Source organism: Citromicrobium bathyomarinum, from assembly GCF_038594605.1.
Classification (GTDB): Bacteria; Pseudomonadota; Alphaproteobacteria; order Sphingomonadales; family Sphingomonadaceae; genus Alteriqipengyuania; species Alteriqipengyuania bathyomarina_B.
Window position 1 is genome coordinate 453,806 of record NZ_JBCFZM010000001.1, and the last position, 19,197, is coordinate 473,002.

The window sequence follows — 19,197 nt, forward strand, 5'->3', positions numbered from 1 at the left end:
TTGATCCGCACCGTCCCAGAGACCGGCTCGACCAACGCCGACCTTCTCGATGCGCTGCGCGAAGGCGATCCCTTGCGCGAAGGTGATTGGCTGGTCGCCGATCGCCAGATTTCGGGGCGGGGCCGTCAGGGCCGGGGTTGGCATGATGGCCACGGCAACTTCATGGGTTCGACCATCGTTCGCAACCAGCCCGGCCAACCGCCGGCGTATACGCTGTCATTGCTTACCGCGGTCGCGCTCTTCGATACGCTCCAGACGCTGCTTCCCACGCTGCATGGCCTGGTGCTCAAGTGGCCCAACGACTTGCTGATCGGGGATGCGAAGCTTTCAGGCATCCTGTTGGAGGCGGAGCGTGATGCGGTGGTCATCGGCATTGGCGTCAATCTGGTATCGGCGCCCGAGCTACCCGACCGGAAGAGCGCTGCGCTGACGCAATTCGGGCCGGCGCCCAATCGTGACGCTTTTGTCGAAAGTCTCGCCGCGCATTTCGCGGGCGAACTTGATCGCTGGCGGACCTACGGACTCGAGCCGCTGATCCGTACCTGGAACGCGGCAAGCATGGCAAAGGGAACGCCGCTCAGCGTGCACGAACCCAATGGCGGCAGAGTGAGCGGGCATTTCGACGGGCTTCAGCCCGACGGGTCGATGCGGCTTCGCTTGGCCGACGGCACCACCCGTGTCATTCACGCAGGCGATGTGATGCTGGCCCCTTGATGCGGGCGGAAGGATAGCTGATGCTTCTCGCGATCGATGTCGGAAACACCAACCTTGTCTTCGCGCTGTTCGACGGTGACGACTTGCGCGCGCGCTGGCGCATCTCGACCGACGGACGGCGCACGGGCGACGAATACGCCGTGTGGCTGTTCCAGCTGCTGGGCATAGAGGGCGTGGCCCGCGAGGATATCACACACATCATCTTCGGTTCGGTCGTGCCGCGTGCAGACCATAACCTGACCGTGCTGTGCGAGAAGTATTTCGGGATCACCCCGATCGTCGCTGGGCAGGGCGCGGCGGCCTGGAATTTCGAGATCGACGTCGATCTGCCGAACACGCTGGGCGCAGACCGGGCGCTGAACTGCATTGCGGCGCATGCGCTGGTCGGCGGCGACATGATCGTGGTCGACTTCGGCACCGCGACGAAATTCGAGGCGGTCGATTACAATGGTGCCTACAAGGGAGGAATCATCGCGCCCGGCATCAACCTGTCGCTCGACGCGCTGGTCGGCAAGACCGCCAAGCTCCCGCGGATCGCGATCCACGCGCCCGAAACCGGCAGCGTGATCGGCCGTAATACCGAGGATCAGATGCTGATCGGCGTCTTCTGGGGCTATGTCGCGATGATGGAAGGCCTGATCGCGCGCATGAAGGCGGAGATCGGCAGACCGACCAAGGTTGTGGCCACCGGCGGTCTTTCGGTCTTGTTCGACGACCATACCGACATATTTGATGTGGTAGATACGGATTTGACGATACGCGGCCTGCAACTGCTCGCCCAGCGGTCGATCAACAAGGAATAGAATGAAAAAGAACTTCAAGCCGGAGAACGAACTCCTGTTTCTGGCGCTCGGCGGGTCGGGCGAAATCGGGATGAACGTCAATCTCTACGGCTGCGACGGTAAGTGGCTGATGGTCGATCTGGGTATGACTTTCGGCGCCAACGAATATCCGGGTATCGAACTGGTCTTCGCCGATCTCGAATTTATCGAGGACCGGGTGAAAGACCTGCTCGGCATCGTGCTGACCCATGCGCATGAGGATCATATCGGCGCAGTCCCCTATTTCGCGGCGGATCTTGGCGTGCCGCTGTACGCCACGCCGTTCACTGCCGATCTCGTCCGGCGCAAGCTGCAGGAAGCAGGATTGCAGGACGAGGTGCCCTTGCACATCGTGCGGGAAGGCGACGCCGACATGCAGATCGGCCCCTTCGGCATCCGCTACCTGCCGCTCGCGCATTCGATCGCCGAGGGCAATGCGCTCCTGATCGACACGCCCTACGGCAAGGTCTTCCACACCGGGGACTGGAAGCTCGACGAAGACCCGATCATCGGCGAGCCTACCACCGAGGAAGAGCTGCGCGAGATTGGCGAGGACGGCGTGCTGGCGCTGGTCTGCGATAGCACCAACGTCTTCAATCCTGAACCGAGCGGTTCGGAAGGCGCGGTCTTCAAAGGGCTGCTGGAAGAGGTGCAGAACTGGCCCGACCGCCGGATCGTCGTCACCACCTTCGCCTCCAACGTCGCGCGGCTGCATACCCTGGGCGAGATCGCGAGGGAGACGGGCCGCGAGGTCGTGATCGCGGGCCGCTCGCTCGATCGCATCATCGAGGTCAGCCAGGCCAACGGCTATCTCACCGATTTCCCCGACCGGGTCGACTGGGATACGGCGATGAAGCTGCCGCGAAGCAAGGTCCTGATTCTTGCGACCGGCGGACAGGGCGAGCCGCGCGCAGCGCTCAGCCGGATGGCGGACAACAACCATCCGCTGGAACTGTCGCGCGGCGATGTCGTGCTGTTCTCCAGCCGCCAGATTCCGGGTAACGAGATTTCGATCGGCAAGGTGATGAACCAGCTGGCCGAACGCGGCATCGCGATGGTGACCGACCGGCAGAGCATGATCCATGTCTCCGGTCACCCTGGTCGCCCCGAACTGCAGGCGCTTTACGAATGGCTGAAGCCCGAGGTGCTCGTCCCCGTCCATGGCGAGGTGCGGCATATGCAGGAGCAGGCACGGCTCGGCCTGGCGGAGGGGATCCCGCACGCGATCTTCCAGAAGAACGGCGATATCGTCAGCCTCGCGCCGGGTGAGCCGGGCAAGATTGCCAAAGTGCCGACCGGGCGCCTCGTGCTTGATGGCGACATTATCGTGCCTGCCGATGGCGGCGCGATTACGGAGCGTCGCCGGCTCGCGCGTGACGGCGTATTGATCGTGGTGGTGACCGAGCAGGAAGATGTGACGATCCGCGCGCTCGGCATGCCGCTGGACGAGGACTTCCCCGATTTCGTCGCCGAGGCGACCCGCGACGTTCAGGAGGCGTTGCGGCGCCTGCGTGGGCGCGATGCGAAAGACCCTGCTGCCCGGCAGGAGGCCGCACGTCTGGCCGCCCGCCGCGCTGCAAACCGATGGTCGGGCAAGAAGCCTCAGGTTCAGGTCGTCATGCCGGAAACGCAAGGATGAGCCCGTGGTCCATCCTTGCGATCTATTTCCTCGTATGGATTTTCGTCGCCTTCGTGATGCTGCCCTTCGGCGTGCGGACGCATGAGGAGTTGGGGGAGGAACTGGTCCCGGGACAGGCCGAGAGCGCACCCGCAAACTTCCGGCCCGGCAGGCTTGCCCTGCGTGCCTCGGCGATTGCAGCGGTGCTGACCCTGATCTGGGTACTCAATTGGGAGAACGGGTGGGTCACCCGCGATATTTTCGACTTCATGCTGCCGCCGGGCGAGCGCGGTTAGACTCCGCGGGGCGGGTCGTCGCTCAGCTCGTCCGCAGCCGCTCCAGCGCCTGGGCCACCGCCACGTAAAGCTTGCCGACCTCCGAGCCGAGCAGCGTTACTGCCAGTGCGTTGCCGTCGCGCGTGGACAGCAGGGTGCGCAGCATCGCCTCGAAATCGTGGATGTAACGGTTCACGTTGTCGCGGAAGTCCTCGTCTTCATCGTACAGCTCGGCGATTTCGCGTGCCTGACGATTGTCGAGCAAGCGCACCGCGCGGCGGGTGAAGACGCCCCGGTCCCCGCGCAGATAGCTTGCCCACGCTGTATCGGTGACCTCGCTAGAAAGCGATTTGGCAATGTCGATCGCATTCGAATTGAGGCTCTCGGTAATGAGTGCCACGCGCCGCGCGAAGTCGTTATCGACCTGCTCTTCCGCCCGTTCGCGTGCCACCGACACCCGCGTTTCGAGATTACCCGCCAATTCGTTCACCAGCGCGAGCTGGTCGCGAAGCTGGCGTGCGGCATCGCGCGCCGCATCGGCGGAGCGTGACGTCGCCTCGCGCAATTCGGCAAGCGCCTCGTCGGCCTGTTTGCGCATCGAGGAGTTGAGGCCGTCGGCCGCATTCTCGCCGATCTGCACCCCCAGATCGCGGCCCTCGTCCGAACCGTAGCGCTCCAGTGCGCGGCGTGCCTTATCGGCCGCGCCCTCCAGTTGTTCGACCGCTTCGGAAACGCGGGTCGCCGTGGTTTCTGCTACCACGCCAGCTTCTTCGTCGAGGAGGGCGAGGGCGGTGCGCAGCGATGCGATATCTTCGGTCATCTTGTCGCGTGTCGATGCGAGGCGATCATCGATGCGGTCGGCAACACCGAATATCTCCTCGCCCTTCTCGCGCGTCTCGATCACGTAGGAGGACAGGCGCTCGCTCTTTTCCGCACCCTCGTCGATCGTCCGGCGCAGCTTCTCGCCGTTCTCGGTCAGGGCGGCAAGCCGCGCTTCGGCTGCCTCCATCGCATCGGGCAGCACCTCGCGGCTGTGCTTTGCGCCTGCCTGAATCAATTCAAGCAGGCGAACCCCCGCCTCGGTCGCATCGTCCAGCCCGGTTTTTAGTGCCGAGAGGTCGGTGCTGCCGGCCGTGAGCCTCTTCTCCAGACCGTCGGTTGCATCGAGCAGGGTCTCGCGCGCGGACGAGGCATCTGCCGCGATTTCTGCAATTCGTGTACTAGCGGCAGCCAGCTGATCGGCAGCCGTGGCGCTGTGTTCGGCGATTTCGCGCGAGATGGTCTCGTGGCATTCACGGCGTTCGGCCATCGCATCGTCGATCGCCTGAATTCGGCCTTCGAGTGCTTCGAGCGCGGTCTTCTCGACTTCTTCGAGGTTCGCGCGGCGCGCATCGATCCAGCCGACGAACTCGCGGTCGCGTGCCTTCATGGATTCGTCGATCCGCTCGGCCTCATCGCGCAGCGATGCGAGCCGCGACTGAGCCGAGCCCATCGCGGCCTCGTCGATCTGCTGCACCTCGCCGATGGCATCCGTCAGCCGCTCGCGAAGCTTGTCGATCCGAGCCTGCGCGGCAGCCAGCGCTTCCACCTCGCGTCCGTCGAGGTCGGCGCGGAAGCTCTCGCTCTGTTCGCGCAACGCGGTGAAGCGCGCGTCGGCCATGGCCTCGAGTTCGGAAACGCGATCGCCAAGGGTGGTCAGCGTGCGATCCACCTGGGTGCGGAAATGCTCGACATGGCGCTGGCTCGCTTCGCCATACTCGTTGAGCTTTGCGAGGCCCACGCCCAACCCGTCGAGCGCACCCTGCGCCTGGTCGCCAGCCGCCCCAACCGCATTGGTAGCATCGCGTGAGGCATTGGCGATCACCGGCAAATCGTCGCGGAGCCGGGCCATGTTGGCGAGCGCGGTTTCGGAAATTCGCGCGATCCGCTCGACCTCTTCGCCATTCTCGGCAACCAGCGCCTCGATCCGGTCGGCATTCTGCGAAAGGCGCGAGGCGGCGACTCGGCCATGCGATTCCAGCTCGCGCGTCTGCCGGGTGAGGAACTCGCGGGCGAGGCTCAGCTCGCGATTGATTGTGGTGAGCCGCGTTTCCAGCTCGGCAATGTCGGTTGCCGCTGCTCTTGCGGTATGGCGAAAGCGCGCGCTTTGCCGCCCGAGCCGCTGGCTCGCGGCGAACCACACGAACGCAATGAGCAGCGCTGGCACCGACCATTCGCCGATCGCTGCGCTCCAACCCGCCAGATCGAGTGCGGCGAAACTGGCGGGCCCGCGCGCCATCGCAAACAGCGCGGTCCAGCCGATCAGAGCCAATGCGGCGATTGCAGTCGCGACCGGGCTGGCGAAGAACGGCATATGGTCGGGCGCATCGGTGTCTTCGTCTTCGAGCCGTTCCGCGTCGTGCATGGTGACGTGCGCATCCTCTACGCGCGGCGTTTCCTCGCTCTCGGCGATCGCGCCGTTTTCATCCACGGCTCTGATCGATGATCCCCCGCTCATATCCGGCGACCTAGCATCTTTCCCATACGGTTAAACCCCGCCTTAACTCTTCGGCTTCTAGTTACGGCACCATGGCTCTCGAAAATGCTGCCTTTACTGCCACGCTCGCCGCTGCTGCGGGAGACGACCCCGCGCTGCTCAACGAGCTGCGCGGCGCATTTCGCGAAAGCCTTGCCCAGCAAATCGATCTTTTGCGCCGAGCGCGATGCGATGGCAACTGGGTGATTGCGGCACAACGGATCAAGGGGCTTGCCGCGAGCTTCCATGCCGAAGAACTGCTGGTCCTCGCGCAGAACGCGATCGACGCTGCACCGGGCGATCCTGTGGCGCTGCGCGGGCTCGAAGCTTTCCTCGCCGAATTCGACGATATCGACACCCGCTGAGCGTGATTTTCGCGCGATCCGTGTATTGGATCGCACGTGACGCACCCTAAATCGCAAAAATGTAGATACGGGCTCGTCCGGTCGGTGTGCGGCAATGCAAGCCGACCGAGCCTGTGCTAAAGCACTATGGCTATCGGGCAGGGATAATGCGCCCTTAACGATCGCGGGCTAAGCAAGGGCGGTGACGGACGGACAGATGACCAGCGTGCCGGAAAACATGCCGGGTACGATCCACACCGATCAGGCGGTGGATGCTGGCCTGCGCGCCGAACTGGCGCGCGGGGACATGGCGCTGTCGACATTGACGCCGGTGCTCACGCATTTCCTTAATACGCAGGACCGATCGCTGTTCAGCGACTCGATCGTGGCGCGGGTTCGGGGCATGCTTCGCAGCGCGTCCTTCCGGCTGCTGCGGGTCGAGGCAGAGGAAATCGGCGCAAACGATGTCTTCGCCTATGCCGAGGCGCGGGCGGATGCACTGGGCGAGGAGCTGGCGCGCCATGCTGCTTTTCTCGGCCATTGCCATGCGCTTGCCATAGAATGGCAGTTGGCGGACCGTCTGCGCGGGCGCGACGGGATCGATCCGGTGCTCTCGCCGCTGCTCCAATCGCTGATCGCTTCCGACGATGCGGAGCTGGCCGATGCGGCGATGGGCACGCTCGCGGCGCAGGCCCGCTTCATCGAGCAACAAAAGCGGATGGAAATGCCGCTGGCCGAGCTGCCCGAAGACCAGTTCGTGAATTTCATCTCGACCTGGCGGCGCCAGCGCGAAGACGTGAGCGAGGATCTTGCTACTACGGTCGAAGCGCGCATCCGCCAGATGCGGGCAGATAACGAGGCGCGCCTTTCGCTGCTGGACCGCACGATGAGAGGTTTGGGGGCGCGGGCCGATGCCGCTCTCTCGCTGACCCATGCGGGTGCCGCGCTGTTCCTCACCGCGCTTGCGCACCGGGCGGGGCAGGACCGCGACATTGCCGTCGTCTCCACCAATGATCGACAGCTGGTGCGCTTTGCTCTCTCGCTCCGGGCCGCCGGGTTGAACGCCGCCGAGGCCCGCGCGCAGCTGCGCTGCCTGCACCCCGATGCGACCATGCCCGCCAGCCTCGCGCACCTGAGCACGGCCGATGCCCGCGCATTGCTGGAATCCTCGCCCTACGGGCAAGCCGAATAAGAGCCCCATGGAACACGACGGACAGACTTATATCGCGCGCGCGCGGACCGATGCGAAGGATCGCCTGGTCGCCGCCGACGAGCCGCTTTCTACCCTTCAGCGCCGCTGCGGGGGCGAGATACCCGGGACTATCGCGATTCCCGAATTGCGTGAGCAGGTTCGTAATGCCCGTCGCACAAATCTGCGGCTCGGGCGCACGATCCATGCGTTTGATGGGGCGGACCGGATCAAGGCGTGGATGGAGATCGTCCCGGCCGGCGGTGGAGACGACGATCCGAACGCGGGTTGCTCCATCGGTATCGTGACCTGGCAGGCGAGCCCCCCGCCGGTAGAACGCGACGACGATGCCGCCGCACGGCGCGACGCGATCGATGATGCACTGGCGGAACTGCATGCGCGCCTCGACCCCGCTCAGAAACTGCTGACCGTTCACACCGAGGCGGAGGATCTCCAACCGCTGCTCAAGCGGATGAGCGAGAATCTGGGTCAGGTGTGGACCGACTTTGTCAGCATCGAGGGCAACAGCCATGCCCAGCCACTGCATTGGCGGCTGCTCGATCAGTCGCGTGTCAGCGTCGACGGCAGCCCGCGCAGCTGGACAGCACGGCTGATCCCTCTTGGTGCCCCTCATCCCGGATCGCAGGGTTTCGAGCTTTACCTGATCGCCAACCGTGCCTGGGTTCGGCGCGAGCAGCGGACCAACCGAAGGGCCGAGGACGGCGCGTCGATTGGCCGCGATCTGACCCCGATCCTGCGCCAGCCGATCGCCCGCATCGTCGCCAATGCCGAGACGATCCGATCGCGGCTAGCCGGGCCTTTGGGCGAGGAATACAGCGATTATGCGCGCGATATCGTGAATGCCGGACAGCACCTGCTGTCGCTGGTCGACGACCTGACCGACCTCGAGGTCGTCGAATCCGACGGTTTTCGCGCGGCGCCCGATCGGATCGATCTCGCCGATGTTGCGCAGCGCGCGGCAGGCATTCTCGCGGTGCGGGCGCAGGAGAAGCGGATCACCATCGCGGCGCCTGGTTCGGGCGCAAGCCAGCCCGCCATCGCCGAATTCCGGCGCGCGCTGCAAGTTCTGCTCAATCTGGTGGGCAACGCTATCCGCTATTCGCCCGACGGCTCGACCATCAAGGTTTCTCTCAGCGAGGAAGGCGGAAAAGCGCGGGTTTCGGTGACCGACGAGGGTCCTGGTTTGGACGCGCAGGCCCAGCAGATCGTGTTCGACAAGTTCGAACGTCTCGGCCGCAGCGGCGGCGGAGGTTCGGGCTTGGGGCTCTATATCTCGAAGCGTCTTGCGCAGGCGATGGGCGGCGATCTGTCGATCGAAAGCACACCGGGCGAGGGCGCGACTTTCACTCTGACGGTTCCGGCCGGCACCTGACACAAAAAGGGCCGCAGCTTGCGCCGCGGCCCTTTTGTGTAAGCGTGCTACCGATCAGCGCTTGTCGACTGGCACGTAGTCGCGTTCGGTCGGCCCGGTGTAGAGCTGACGCGGACGGCCGATGACCTGAGCGGGATCGGAGATCATTTCGTTCCACTGCGCGACCCAACCCACGGTGCGGGCGAGCGCGAACAACGCGGTAAACATCGTCGTCGGGAAACCGATCGCCGAGAGGATAATCCCCGAGTAGAAATCGACGTTGGGGAACAGCTTCTTCTCGATGAAATAGGGATCGTTGAGCGCCATTTCTTCCAGCCGCAGGGCGGTTTCGAAGACCGGATCGTCGACCTTGAGCGCGCTGAAAACTTCGCGTACGGTTTCCTGCATTACGGTCGCGCGCGGATCGTAGTTCTTGTAGACGCGGTGGCCGAAGCCCATCAGGCGGAACGGATCGTCCTTGTCCTTCGCACGCTCGATATAGTGCGGGATGTTCTCCGGACGACCGATCTCGCGCAGCATGTTGAGCGCCGCTTCGTTCGCGCCGCCATGCGCCGGGCCCCACAGGCAGGCAATCCCGGCAGCGGTGCATGCGAAGGGGTTCGCGCCCGATGAGCCGGCAAGGCGTACCGTGCTGGTCGATGCGTTCTGTTCGTGGTCGGCATGGAGGATGAAGATCCGGTCCATCGCCTTTTCGACTTCCGGAACGACTTCGTATTCCTCTGCCGGCACGCCGAAGGTCATGCGCAGGAAATTGCCCGTGTAGCTGAGCGAATTGTCCGGCTGCATGAAGGGCTGGCCGATCGAATACTTGTACGCCCACGCCGCGATCGTCGGCATCTTGGCGATCAGGCGATGGCTCGAAATCTTGCGATGTTCGGGATCGGCGATGTCGGTGCTGTCATGGTAGAATGCCGACAGCGCGCCGACCACGCCACACATGATCGCCATCGGGTGCGCATCGCGGCGGAAACCCTGATAGAATTGGCGCAGCTGATCGTGCAGCATCGTATGCCGGGTGATCGTGTAGGTGAAATCGTCCAGCTCGTCCTGCGAAGGCAGCTCGCTGTTGAGCAGCAGGTAGGCGACTTCCATGAAGCTCGACTGCTCGGCCAGTTGGCCGATGGGATAGCCGCGATGGAGCAGCACGCCCTCTTCGCCATCGATGAAGGTCAGCGCGCTTTCGCAGCTGGCCGTCGACTTGAAGCCGGGATCGTAGGTGAACTTGCCGGTCGTTCCGTAGAACTTGCGGATGTCCATGACCTCGGGCCCGCAGGTGCCTTCGAGAACCGGGAATTCCTGCGTGTTGCCGCCGATATCCAGCTTTGCTGTGGTGTCTGCCATGGGGGTCTCCTTCAATCCTGTGTGGGGTCCGCCGAAACGGCCTGCGCTGCAATACGCGCAAGCGACTCCTCTTTTCCGAGGAGGGCGAGAACATCGAAAATGCCGGGGCTTGTCGTGGTCCCGGTGAGGGCCGCCCGCAGGGGCTGGGCCAGCTTCCCGAGGCCAAGTTCAAGCCGCTCGGCCAGCGATTTGGTAGTGGCTTCCAGGGCCTCGATTGTCCAGTCGTTTTGCTCTGTCAGAGCGCCGTGCACCTCGGCCAGCCGCGCACGCGCTTCGTCGTCGAGCAGCGCGGTCGCTTTCTCGGTCATGGTCAGCGGACGCGAAACGAACAGGAAGCGTGCATTGTCGGCGAGTTCGTGCAGATCCTTCGCGCGGGTCTTGAGCACGGGCATGGCACGCGCCAGCAGATCGCGGTCGATCTCGCCATCTACCTCGCCCGACAGCTCCTGCGCGACGAGCTGCGCCAGTCGGGTATCGTCCGCCTCGCGGATGTAATGCCCGTTGAGATTCTGCAGCTTCTTGATGTCGAAGCGTGCCGGGCTGCGGCCCACGCCATCGAGGTCGAACAGCTCGATCGCCTCGGCCTGCGTGATCTCTTCCCGGTCACCGTGGCCCCAGCCGAGCCGCAGCAGGTAATTGAACAGCGATTCGGGCAGGATGCCCAATTCGTCGCGATACGCCTCTACCCCAACGGCACCATGGCGCTTGGAAAGCTTGGCCCCGTCGCTGCCGTGGATCAGCGGGACATGGGCATAGACAGGGTCGGGCCAGCCACCTTCGATCGCGTCCATTGCGCGGTAAATAGGCAGCTGGCGGAAGGCATTGTTCAGGTGGTCGTCCCCGCGGATCACATGCGTCACGCCCATGTCGTGATCGTCCACCACCACCGCCAGCATGTAGGTCGGCGTGCCGTCGGCGCGCAGCAGGATGTAGTCGTCGACCTCCTCGTTCTTCACCGTCACGCGGCCCTGAACGGCATCGTCGATCGCTGTCTCGCCGTCCTTCGGAACCTTCAGACGGACGGTGAAGGGCGCACCCTCTTGCTCTGCGCCGGGCTCACGGTCGCGCCAGCGGCCGTCGTAGCGCATCGGTTGCTTGTTGGCGCGCTGCTCGGCGCGCATCGCTTCCAGCTCTTCGGGCGTTGCGTAGCAGCGATAGGCATGGCCATTGGCGAGCAGAATGTTCGCGACTTCGGCGTGACGTTCGGCGCGCTCCGACTGGAACACGGTGTCCCCATCGAAATCGAGGCCGAGCCAGTCGAGACTGTCGATGATCTTGTCGATCGCGTCCTGGGTGGAGCGCTTCTGATCGGTATCCTCGATCCGCAACATCACCTTGCCGCCATGGTGGCGGGCATAGAGCCAGTTGAACAGGGCGGTGCGCGCGCCGCCGAGATGCAGATATCCGGTCGGTGATGGAGCGAAGCGGGTAATGATCGTGCCGGTTTCGCTTGCCATCTAAGCGCGCTTCCTTTCCATTTCAAAATATGGCTGCACAGCCCACGTATCCCAGCCCGTCCGATGACGTAACGCCCGGCCACAATGGTCGATCCGACGGCGTGACTGGCGCGGGTGATGGTGCAGCGCAGCAGCGGCTTTGGCAGGTGGTTCGCCGTGTGTCCAGCCCGGTGAAGCACGCGGTGCGACGCGTGGATGCAGGTCTGTCGCAAGCGGGGTTGGAGCGGGGCCCCTGGCTCGTGGTCGCAGTTATCGCAGGCATCGCGCTTTGGCTTGCCTTGCCGACGCCGTTGACATGGGCGGGGGCGGCGCTTGCGGCGGGCGCTAGCGCGGGCACGGGGCTCGTGCTGCTGAGATCGGGGCGGGTGCCCGACCTCGGGCTGGCGTTGTTCGTTCTTGGGTTGGCGGTGGCTTTCGGCATCGGGCTGATCTGGGCCCGCTCGGCGACAGTCGGCGCGCCCGCCATCGACTACCCGCAGATGCGGACAATGGACGTCGCCGTTCTCGAGCGTGAGGAGCAACCTGCCAGAGAGCGCATCAGGCTGATTGTCGCCACCCGCGAGGCGACGGTCGATGGCACGGGTGGGAAAGCGATCAAGCTGCGGATCAATGTGCCGATCGAGCAGGCGCAACCCGTCATGCAGCGGGGCGCGGTCCTCCGGATGACCGCGCGGCTGATGCCTCCTGCCGCGCCGCTGGTGCCGGGCGGATACGACTTTGCGCGAACCGCGTGGTTCCAGGGACTCGCGGCGACCGGATCGGCGGTCGGGGAGGTCGAGGTGATCAAACCGCCGCCGCCCGGGTGGGGCGGCATCGCGCAGGTCCAGCGCGATCTGTCGGCCCATGTCCGCTCGCGGCTGGGCGGATCGGCGGGGAGCATCGCGGCGGCTTTTGCAAGCGGGGATCGCGGAGCGATCGCCGAAGGCGACGAGGATGCGATGCGCGATGCGGGACTGACCCACCTGCTCTCGATCAGCGGACTGCATGTGAGCGCGGTGATCGCGGCGGCGTATTTTCTGGCGTTAAAGCTGCTCGCCCCGTGGCCGTGGCTCGCCCTGCGTGTGCGCCTGCCGGTGGTCGCGGCGGCGGTCGGCGCGCTTGCGGGCGTCGGGTACACCTTGCTGACCGGCGCCGAAGTCCCCACCGTGCGCAGCTGTGCCGCCGCTGTGCTGGTGTTGATCGCGCTTGCGCTGGGGCGAGAGCCGCTGACCTTCCGGCTGCTGTCGGTGGCGGCGGGGTTCGTGCTGCTGTTGTGGCCGGAAAGCGTGGCGGGGCCGAGCTTCCAGATGAGTTTCGCCGCAGTGCTCGCGATCGTCGCCCTGCATAACAGCGCGCCCGCGCGCGCCTTCCTCGCGCCGCGAGAGGAAGCGTGGTTCATGCGGCCCCTGCGCGGCGGCGCGATGCTGCTGGTAACCGGGCTGGTAATCGAGATCGCGTTGATGCCGATCGTCCTGTTCCACTTCCATCGGGCGGGGTTTTACGGCGCGTTTGCCAATATGGTCGGCATTCCGCTGGTGACCTTCGTTTCCATGCCCTTGATCGCGCTCGCGCTGGTGGCGGATCTCGTAGGATTGGGCGCGCCGATCTGGTGGCTCGTCGGCAAGTCGCTCGACCTGCTGCTGGGGATCGCGCATTTCACCGCGAGCCGGCCCGGGGCGGTCAAGCTGGCGCCGCATATGGGCAGTTTCGCCTTCCTTCTGTTCGTCGGCGGTGGCCTGTGGCTGGCGCTGTGGAGCGGGCGAGCGCGGTTCGCGGGGCTGGTGCCCGTCGCAATCGCCACCGTCCTGACCATCACCACCCCGCGGCCTGACATCCTTATCTCGCGCGACGGGCGCGATGTCGGGATTGTGGAGGCTGGCGAACTGCTGACCTTGCGTGAAAGCCAGTCCTCCTATGCCAGTGATACGCTGGCCGAACTCGGAGCGCTCGATAGCGAACCGGTGCCGCTTGCGCAGTGGCCCGGAGCGCGGTGCAGCCCCGAATTCTGCGTTGCCAGCATCACGCGGGAAAGCGAGACATACCACCTGCTGCTCGCCCGTGGGCGCGATTACGTGACCGAGCGAGACCTTGCGGCGGCCTGTGCGCGGGTCGACATTGTCGTTGCCGACCGCTGGTTGCCGCGAAGCTGTGCCCCGCGCTGGATCAAGGCCGACCGGCGCATGCTGTCAGAGACCGGCGGCCTCGCGATCCGGCTTGCCGACCGCGATATCCAGACCGTGGCGGAGGGGCAGGGCGCGCATGGCTGGTGGCATGGGGAGGGAGGTGTCGCACGCGAACCGGACGATCCCCCTCCTGCACGCAATCAGACCGACCGCACTCAGTGATAGCGGCGCAGCAGCCCCGCCAGTTTGCCCTGCACCTGAACTGCGCGGCTTTCGTACACTTGCGGCTCGTAGCTCGCATTGGCCGGATCGAGCCGAACGTTTCCGCCATCGCGCCACAAGTACTTGAGCGTCGCTTCCTCGTTTTCGACCAGTGCGACCACGATATCGCCGTCGCGCGCGGTGTCGGCGCGGCGGATCAGCGCGTAGTCGCCATCGAAAATGCCCGCCTCGATCATCGAGTCGCCCGAAACCTCCAGCGCGAAATGCTCGCCTGGGCCGAGCAGCGCGGCAGGGACCGGCAGGCTCTGGTGATCCTCGAACGCTTCGATCGGGGCACCTGCCGCAATCCGCCCATGGAGCGGAATGTCGATCACGTCGTTGGCGGCTTCGGGCATCTGCGCGGGAACCCGCGTCGTCTGCGCGCCCAGATCGTTCGCGGGCTTGGGCATCGAGCCGGCAACCGCGCTGTCGGGCATCTTGAGCACTTCCAGCGCGCGTGCGCGGTTGGGCAGGCGGCGGATGAAGCCGCGTTCTTCCAGCGCCGATATCAGGCGATGCACACCGGATTTGCTCTTGAGATCGAGCGCATCCTTCATCTCTTCGAAAGACGGCGAGATGCCGGTCCCTTCGAGACGATCATGAATGAACCGGAGCAGTTCATGCTGCTTCGCCGTCAACATCGGGCATTTCTCCGCTTTACCTGTTCGCCTGTCATGCGAACGAATACGGAACAATTAGGAAACTCATTTCGGCAAGTCAAGCATATCCGCCACTTTCCAACAGGTAGCATGGAACAAATGTACCCGTTTTGGCTGGATCGGCTCCCGCGGCACGGTCGATCAATACTTGCGCTTGGGCCAGCGGGCGCAGGGCGGAACTGTCCTGAACGTCCGCCGCGATCACCCCGTCGCCGGTCCATGCGGCGCGCACGAATTCGCGGCGCTTCCCGCCTTCGGGCACAGGCGCGGCGAGGCGCAGGGGCACCGCACGTGGCACGCAGTCTCGCGCGCCCGCCATGCGCCGGATCGCGGGCATCATGAACAAAAAACCGGTCACGAAGCTCGATACTGGATTGCCGGGAAGCCCGAGGACCACCGCATCGCCGCGCGTCGCCACGAGCAGCGGCTTGCCCGGCTTGATCGCAACGCGCCAGAAATCGAGCGCAAATCCGGCCGCTTCCAGAGCCGGTTTCACGAGGTCGTGCGGGCCGACCGACGCGCCGCCGGAGATCACGATCAGCGCAGCCTCTGCCTGGCTCTCGATCGCGCGAACCAGCGCGTCGGCATCGTCGGGCACCGGGGCTGTCGCGGTGACCTCGCCGCCCGCCTCTCGGGCCATTTCGGTCAGCATAGCTCCGTTGACCGCCGGGATTTGCGGGTCGCGGCAATCCTGAGGGTCCGCGCAAAGCTCGTCACCGCATTCGATGATGGCGACGCGCGGGCGTTCGTGCGCGACGACCGATCCGCAACCGCCTGCGCGGGCGAGTGCGATCTGGGCCGCGCCCATCCGGGTGCCGGGTTCGAGCAGGATGTCGCCGCTTGCGAAGTCGAGGCCGGCCCGCCGGATGAATCGCGCGGTCGGCGGAGCATTTGCGGTGAGGTCCGTTCCTTCGACCTGCGCGTCTTCCTGGAGCAAGACCGCGTCTGCGCCGAGCGGCATCTGTGCGCCGGTGGAGATGCGCACGGCATCGCCTTTACCAAGCAGCTTGTCATAAGGCGCGCCTGCGCGCGATTCCCCTTTGAGGAACCACGGCCCGCCGCCGCAGGTCGCATAGCCATCCATCGCGGACAGATCGACCGGGGGCTGGCTGCGGCGCGCCACGACCTTCTCGGCCACGTAAAGCCGGGCCGAGCCGTCGACGGGGTAGGTGCGCACGGCCAACGGCTGCAGCAGGGCCAACAGACGCGTCTGCGCGTCTTCGAGGTTAAGCGGCGGGGTCATGCCCCGGGGTCTTCCGCACGCCAGTCCCCCGACTTGCCGCCGGTCTTGGAAACCAGCCGGACCTCGCCGATCACCATGCCCTTATCCAGCGCCTTGGCCATGTCGTAGATCGTCAGCAGCGCGACCGAGACCGCGACCATCGCCTCCATCTCGACCCCCGTCTTGCCGGTCAGCGAAGCGGTGGCGGAAACCCGCACGCCGTCTGTTTCGATCGTGCAATCGAGGGTCACGCTGTCGAGGCCGAGGGGGTGGCAGAGCGGAATCAGCGAGGCGGTCTGCTTGGCTGCCATGATCCCGGCGATGCGCGCTGCGGCGAGCACATCGCCCTTGGGCACCGCATCGTCGCGGATCGCGGCAATCGCGGCGCCGTTCATGGTAATCCGCCCCGTCGCGGTCGCGCTGCGGGCGGTCTGCGCCTTGGCACCGACATCGACCATGCGCGCCGAGCCTGCTTCGTCGAGATGGGTGAGGCCGCTCAAAAGACCGCTCCGGCGCAGGGCCTGACACACCTGACACAGTGTCCAAGGGCAAAAAAGCGGCTTGCCCCCAATGCGCGGGAATGCAGGGTTTGCGTGCGGTGAGGGGATGGAGTTCGGGCCATGGGGCCATCATGCCACGGAGTATGCTTGTAGGACAATCTCACCGTGTGAGCAAATCGCGCGTGGCCGCCTCCAGGTCGGTCTGCCGCATCAGGCTTTCGCCGACGAGGAAGCCATGCGCACCTGCCGCCTCGAGCCGCGCGCACTCCGCGGCGCTGGCAATACCGCTTTCGGACAGGAGAAACGCGCCTTCCGGGGCGAGCGGGATCAGGCTTTCCGTGTTGGCGATATCGGTCACGAAGCTACGCAGGTCGCGGTTATTGACCCCGATGAGACGGGAGTTGAGCTTGTGCGCGCGCTCCATCTCGGCAGCGTCGTGGACTTCGACCAGCACGTCCATGCCGAGTTCGTCCGCCGCAGCTTCGATCTCGGCCGCCTGCTGGTCGGTGAGCGCGGCGATGATGATCAGGATCGCATCCGCACCCATCGCGCGCGCTTCGCCGCATTGCCACGGGTCGACCATGAAATCCTTGCGTAGCGCGGGGAGGGCGCAGGCTTCGCGCGCGGCGACGAGATAGTCGGCATGGCCCTGGAAATAGGGCGCGTCGGTGAGGACCGAGAGGCAGCTTGCGCCAGCGCCGGCATAGGCCTTCGCGTGTTCGGCGGGTTGGAAGTCCTCTCGGATCAATCCTTTGGAGGGCGAAGCTTTCTTGATTTCTGCGATCAGCGCGCGGCGGCCATCTGCGTGGGTCTGACGCAACGCCGCCTCGAACCCGCGCGGTGGAGCCTGCGCGGTGATACGCGCGATTAGTTCGCTGACGTCGGTTTGCGCCTGGCGCTCGGCGACCTCTTCGCGCTTGGTGGCGCAGATTTCTTCGAGTTTGTTCAACCGTCTAACCTCAATGTCCGCTCACCCTGAGCCTGTCGAAGGGTCGTGCTTGTGTTTGGGCGGATGCGCAGAAGAAGGGCGGTCCTTCGACAGGCTCAGGACGAGCGGAGTTCTATGAAACTCACTTCGCCATCGCAATCCAGCGCTGAAGCAGCCGCTGCGCCGCGCCGCTGTCGATCGCCTCGGCGGCGCGCGCAGCTCCGTCTTTCCAGTCTTCGGTCTCGCCAGCCGCGATCAGCGCGGCGGCGGAGTTGAACAGCACCGCGTCGCGATAGGGGCCGGGCGTGCCCTGCAACAGCGCGCTCAATGCCTTGGCGTTGTGCTGCGGGTCGCCGCCACGGATCGCCTCGACCGGAGCGTGTTCGAGCCCCGCCATGCCGGCATCGACGCGGCGCATCACGAACTCGTTGCCGCTGACATCCGCCATCTCGTTCCCGGCGGCGAGGCTCAGCTCGTCGAGGCCTTCGTCGCCCGAGACGATCAGCGTCCGCTCGCTGCCAAGGCGCGAGGCGGCCTCGCCATAGATCGGGACGTAGCCGGGGCGCGCGATGCCGATCAGCTGGCGCTTGACGCCCACGGGGTTCGATAGCGGCCCCATCAGGTTGAAGATCGTGCGGCGGCCCAGCTCCTTCCGGATCGGCTGAATGCGACGCATCGCCGGGTGGTGGTTGGGCGCGAACAGGAAGCAGATGCCGATCTCGTTCAGCGTCTTCTCCGCCGTGCGCCCGGCGGCTTCCATGTCGAGCCCCAGCACCTCCAGCGTGTCCGCCACGCCCGAGAGCGAGGAAATCGCCCGGTTGCCGTGCCGCGCCACGGGCACCCCGCAGGCGGCGACCACCAGACCCACGGCGGTCGAGACGTTGAGCGTATGGTGCCCGTCACCGCCCGTGCCGCACACGTCGATCGCATTGTCGGGACCCTCCACGGGTATGTAGCGGGCGCGCAGAGCCCGCGCCGCGCCAGCAATCTCGTCGGCGGTTTCGCTGCGTTCGGTCATCGCGAGCAGGAAGCGGGCGATCTCCTGATCACTGGCCTCCCCGTCGAGGATCCAGCCGAAGACCTCCTCGGCCTCCGCCTCGTTCATGTGCGGGACTGCGAGCGGGAGCGATTTCATGCCGCCTGCCTTTCGCGTGCTTCGATGCCGCAGAGCCGCAAGAAATTGGCGAGCAGGTCGTGGCCGTGCTGGGTCGCGATGCTTTCCGGGTGGAACTGGACGCCGTGGATCGGCAGCTCGGTGTGGCGGAAGCCCATCACGCTGGTTCCGTCGAGGCCCCCATGTCTATTGGGCGTCTCGCTGGTCGCGTTGACTTGCAATGCCTCGGGAATGTCCTCGACCACCAACGAGTGATAGCGCGTGGCATCGAAGGGGCTGGGGAGGCCTGCGAACACGCCGCTGCCGTCATGCGTCACCGCGCTGGTCTTGCCGTGCATCAGCCCGCCCTGAACCACGCGCCCGCCGAAATGCTGCCCGATCGCCTGATGGCCGAGGCACACGCCCAGCAGGGGGAGCTGCGCGTCGGCGCAGGCGGCCACGGTATCCAGCGTAACCCCCGCCTCGTTGGGCGTGCGCGGGCCCGGCGAGAGCAGGATGCCCTTTGCGCCGCTCGCCACCGCCTCGCGCGCGGTCAGCGCGTCGTTGCGCTCGACGCGCACCTGCGCGCCCAGTTCCTGCAGGTAGTGAACCAGGTTGAAGGTGAAGCTGTCGTAATTGTCGATGACGAGGATCATTGAAAAGGCTCTGTACCATGTCCGCGCTTCGACAGGCTCAGCACGAACGGGTTTGCTTGGAAGTCTCCCTATCCGCTCGTCCTGAGCTTGTCGAAGGGCGAGCGTGCGG

17 protein-coding genes are annotated in these 19,197 nt (G+C 65.4%); 8 read left to right on the forward strand and 9 right to left on the reverse strand.

The window, feature by feature from the left end:
• From AAG612_RS02200 to AAG612_RS02215, 4 genes are read left to right on the forward strand one after another with little or no spacing between them, the layout of a single operon-like run.
• Window positions 1-714 (forward strand): biotin--[acetyl-CoA-carboxylase] ligase, encoded by a 714-nt coding sequence (locus tag AAG612_RS02200; RefSeq protein ID WP_342506823.1) that lies wholly within the window; start codon window positions 1-3, stop codon window positions 712-714.
• 20 nt (window positions 715-734) lie between these two features.
• Window positions 735-1,517: a type III pantothenate kinase gene (locus AAG612_RS02205; protein WP_342506825.1), complete on the forward strand. Its 783-nt coding sequence runs from the start codon at window positions 735-737 to the stop codon at window positions 1,515-1,517.
• Window position 1,518: 1 nt separating this feature from the next.
• Window positions 1,519-3,174, forward strand: coding sequence for a ribonuclease J (locus AAG612_RS02210; protein WP_342506827.1), 1,656 nt, complete (start codon window positions 1,519-1,521; stop codon window positions 3,172-3,174).
• The gene (locus AAG612_RS02215) at window positions 3,171-3,449 is read left to right on the forward strand and encodes a DUF1467 family protein (RefSeq protein WP_342506829.1); all 279 of its coding nucleotides are present in this window, start codon (window positions 3,171-3,173) and stop codon (window positions 3,447-3,449) included. Before AAG612_RS02210 ends, AAG612_RS02215 begins: the two co-directional genes overlap by 4 nt.
• A gap of 22 nt (window positions 3,450-3,471) precedes the next feature.
• On the opposite strand, the gene AAG612_RS02220 is transcribed toward AAG612_RS02215, so the two are convergent.
• Complete coding sequence (locus tag AAG612_RS02220; RefSeq protein WP_342506832.1) at window positions 3,472-5,925, reverse strand: coiled-coil domain-containing protein; 2,454 nt, start codon at window positions 5,923-5,925, stop codon at window positions 3,472-3,474.
• Between the two features lie 71 nt (window positions 5,926-5,996).
• On the opposite strand from AAG612_RS02220, the gene AAG612_RS02225 reads away from it, so the two are divergent.
• From AAG612_RS02225 to AAG612_RS02235, 3 genes are all read left to right on the forward strand, one after another.
• Window positions 5,997-6,308, forward strand: a complete 312-nt coding sequence (locus tag AAG612_RS02225; RefSeq protein ID WP_342506834.1) for an Hpt domain-containing protein — start codon at window positions 5,997-5,999, stop codon at window positions 6,306-6,308.
• A gap of 196 nt (window positions 6,309-6,504) precedes the next feature.
• On the forward strand, window positions 6,505-7,479 hold the full coding sequence (locus tag AAG612_RS02230; RefSeq protein WP_342506837.1) for a hypothetical protein: 975 nt from the start codon (window positions 6,505-6,507) through the stop codon (window positions 7,477-7,479).
• Window positions 7,480-7,486: 7 nt separating this feature from the next.
• Window positions 7,487-8,869, forward strand: coding sequence for a sensor histidine kinase (locus AAG612_RS02235; RefSeq protein WP_342506839.1), 1,383 nt, complete (start codon window positions 7,487-7,489; stop codon window positions 8,867-8,869).
• Between the two features lie 54 nt (window positions 8,870-8,923).
• Here the strand turns inward: AAG612_RS02235 and AAG612_RS02240 are convergent, their stop codons facing one another.
• Both AAG612_RS02240 and gltX read right to left on the reverse strand, forming a co-directional pair.
• Window positions 8,924-10,210 carry a citrate synthase gene (locus AAG612_RS02240; RefSeq protein WP_342506841.1) on the reverse strand — a complete coding sequence of 429 codons (1,287 nt, stop codon included), beginning with the start codon at window positions 10,208-10,210 and terminating at the stop codon, window positions 8,924-8,926.
• Window positions 10,211-10,221: 11 nt separating this feature from the next.
• Complete coding sequence (gltX, locus tag AAG612_RS02245; protein WP_342506843.1) at window positions 10,222-11,667, reverse strand: glutamate--tRNA ligase; 1,446 nt, start codon at window positions 11,665-11,667, stop codon at window positions 10,222-10,224.
• A 29-nt stretch (window positions 11,668-11,696) separates the two neighbouring features.
• Here gltX and AAG612_RS02250 point away from each other — a divergent pair, with 29 nt between their 5' ends.
• The gene (locus AAG612_RS02250) at window positions 11,697-13,991 is read left to right on the forward strand and encodes a ComEC/Rec2 family competence protein (protein WP_342506845.1); all 2,295 of its coding nucleotides are present in this window, start codon (window positions 11,697-11,699) and stop codon (window positions 13,989-13,991) included.
• On the opposite strand, the gene lexA is transcribed toward AAG612_RS02250, so the two are convergent.
• The 6 genes from lexA to AAG612_RS02280 all read right to left on the reverse strand — a co-directional run bounded on the left by lexA (window position 13,985) and on the right by AAG612_RS02280 (window position 19,088).
• Window positions 13,985-14,671 carry a transcriptional repressor LexA gene (lexA, locus tag AAG612_RS02255; protein WP_342506847.1) on the reverse strand — a complete coding sequence of 229 codons (687 nt, stop codon included), beginning with the start codon at window positions 14,669-14,671 and terminating at the stop codon, window positions 13,985-13,987. The genes AAG612_RS02250 and lexA overlap by 7 nt on opposite strands.
• Window positions 14,672-14,747: 76 nt before the next feature.
• The gene (locus AAG612_RS02260; RefSeq protein ID WP_342506849.1) at window positions 14,748-15,932 is read right to left on the reverse strand and encodes a molybdopterin molybdotransferase MoeA; all 1,185 of its coding nucleotides are present in this window, start codon (window positions 15,930-15,932) and stop codon (window positions 14,748-14,750) included.
• Window positions 15,929-16,411, reverse strand: a complete 483-nt coding sequence (gene moaC, locus AAG612_RS02265) for a cyclic pyranopterin monophosphate synthase MoaC (protein ID WP_342506852.1) — start codon at window positions 16,409-16,411, stop codon at window positions 15,929-15,931. The genes AAG612_RS02260 and moaC overlap by 4 nt, the downstream gene beginning before the upstream one ends.
• A gap of 160 nt (window positions 16,412-16,571) precedes the next feature.
• Window positions 16,572-17,360 carry an indole-3-glycerol phosphate synthase TrpC gene (gene trpC, locus AAG612_RS02270; protein WP_342506854.1) on the reverse strand — a complete coding sequence of 263 codons (789 nt, stop codon included), beginning with the start codon at window positions 17,358-17,360 and terminating at the stop codon, window positions 16,572-16,574.
• A gap of 121 nt (window positions 17,361-17,481) precedes the next feature.
• Window positions 17,482-18,474, reverse strand: coding sequence for an anthranilate phosphoribosyltransferase (trpD, locus tag AAG612_RS02275; RefSeq protein ID WP_342506856.1), 993 nt, complete (start codon window positions 18,472-18,474; stop codon window positions 17,482-17,484).
• Entirely contained in the window at window positions 18,471-19,088 is a 618-nt protein-coding gene (locus AAG612_RS02280) for an anthranilate synthase component II (RefSeq protein ID WP_342506859.1), read from the reverse strand. Before AAG612_RS02280 ends, trpD begins: the two co-directional genes overlap by 4 nt.
• Window positions 19,089-19,197 lie beyond the last annotated feature (109 nt).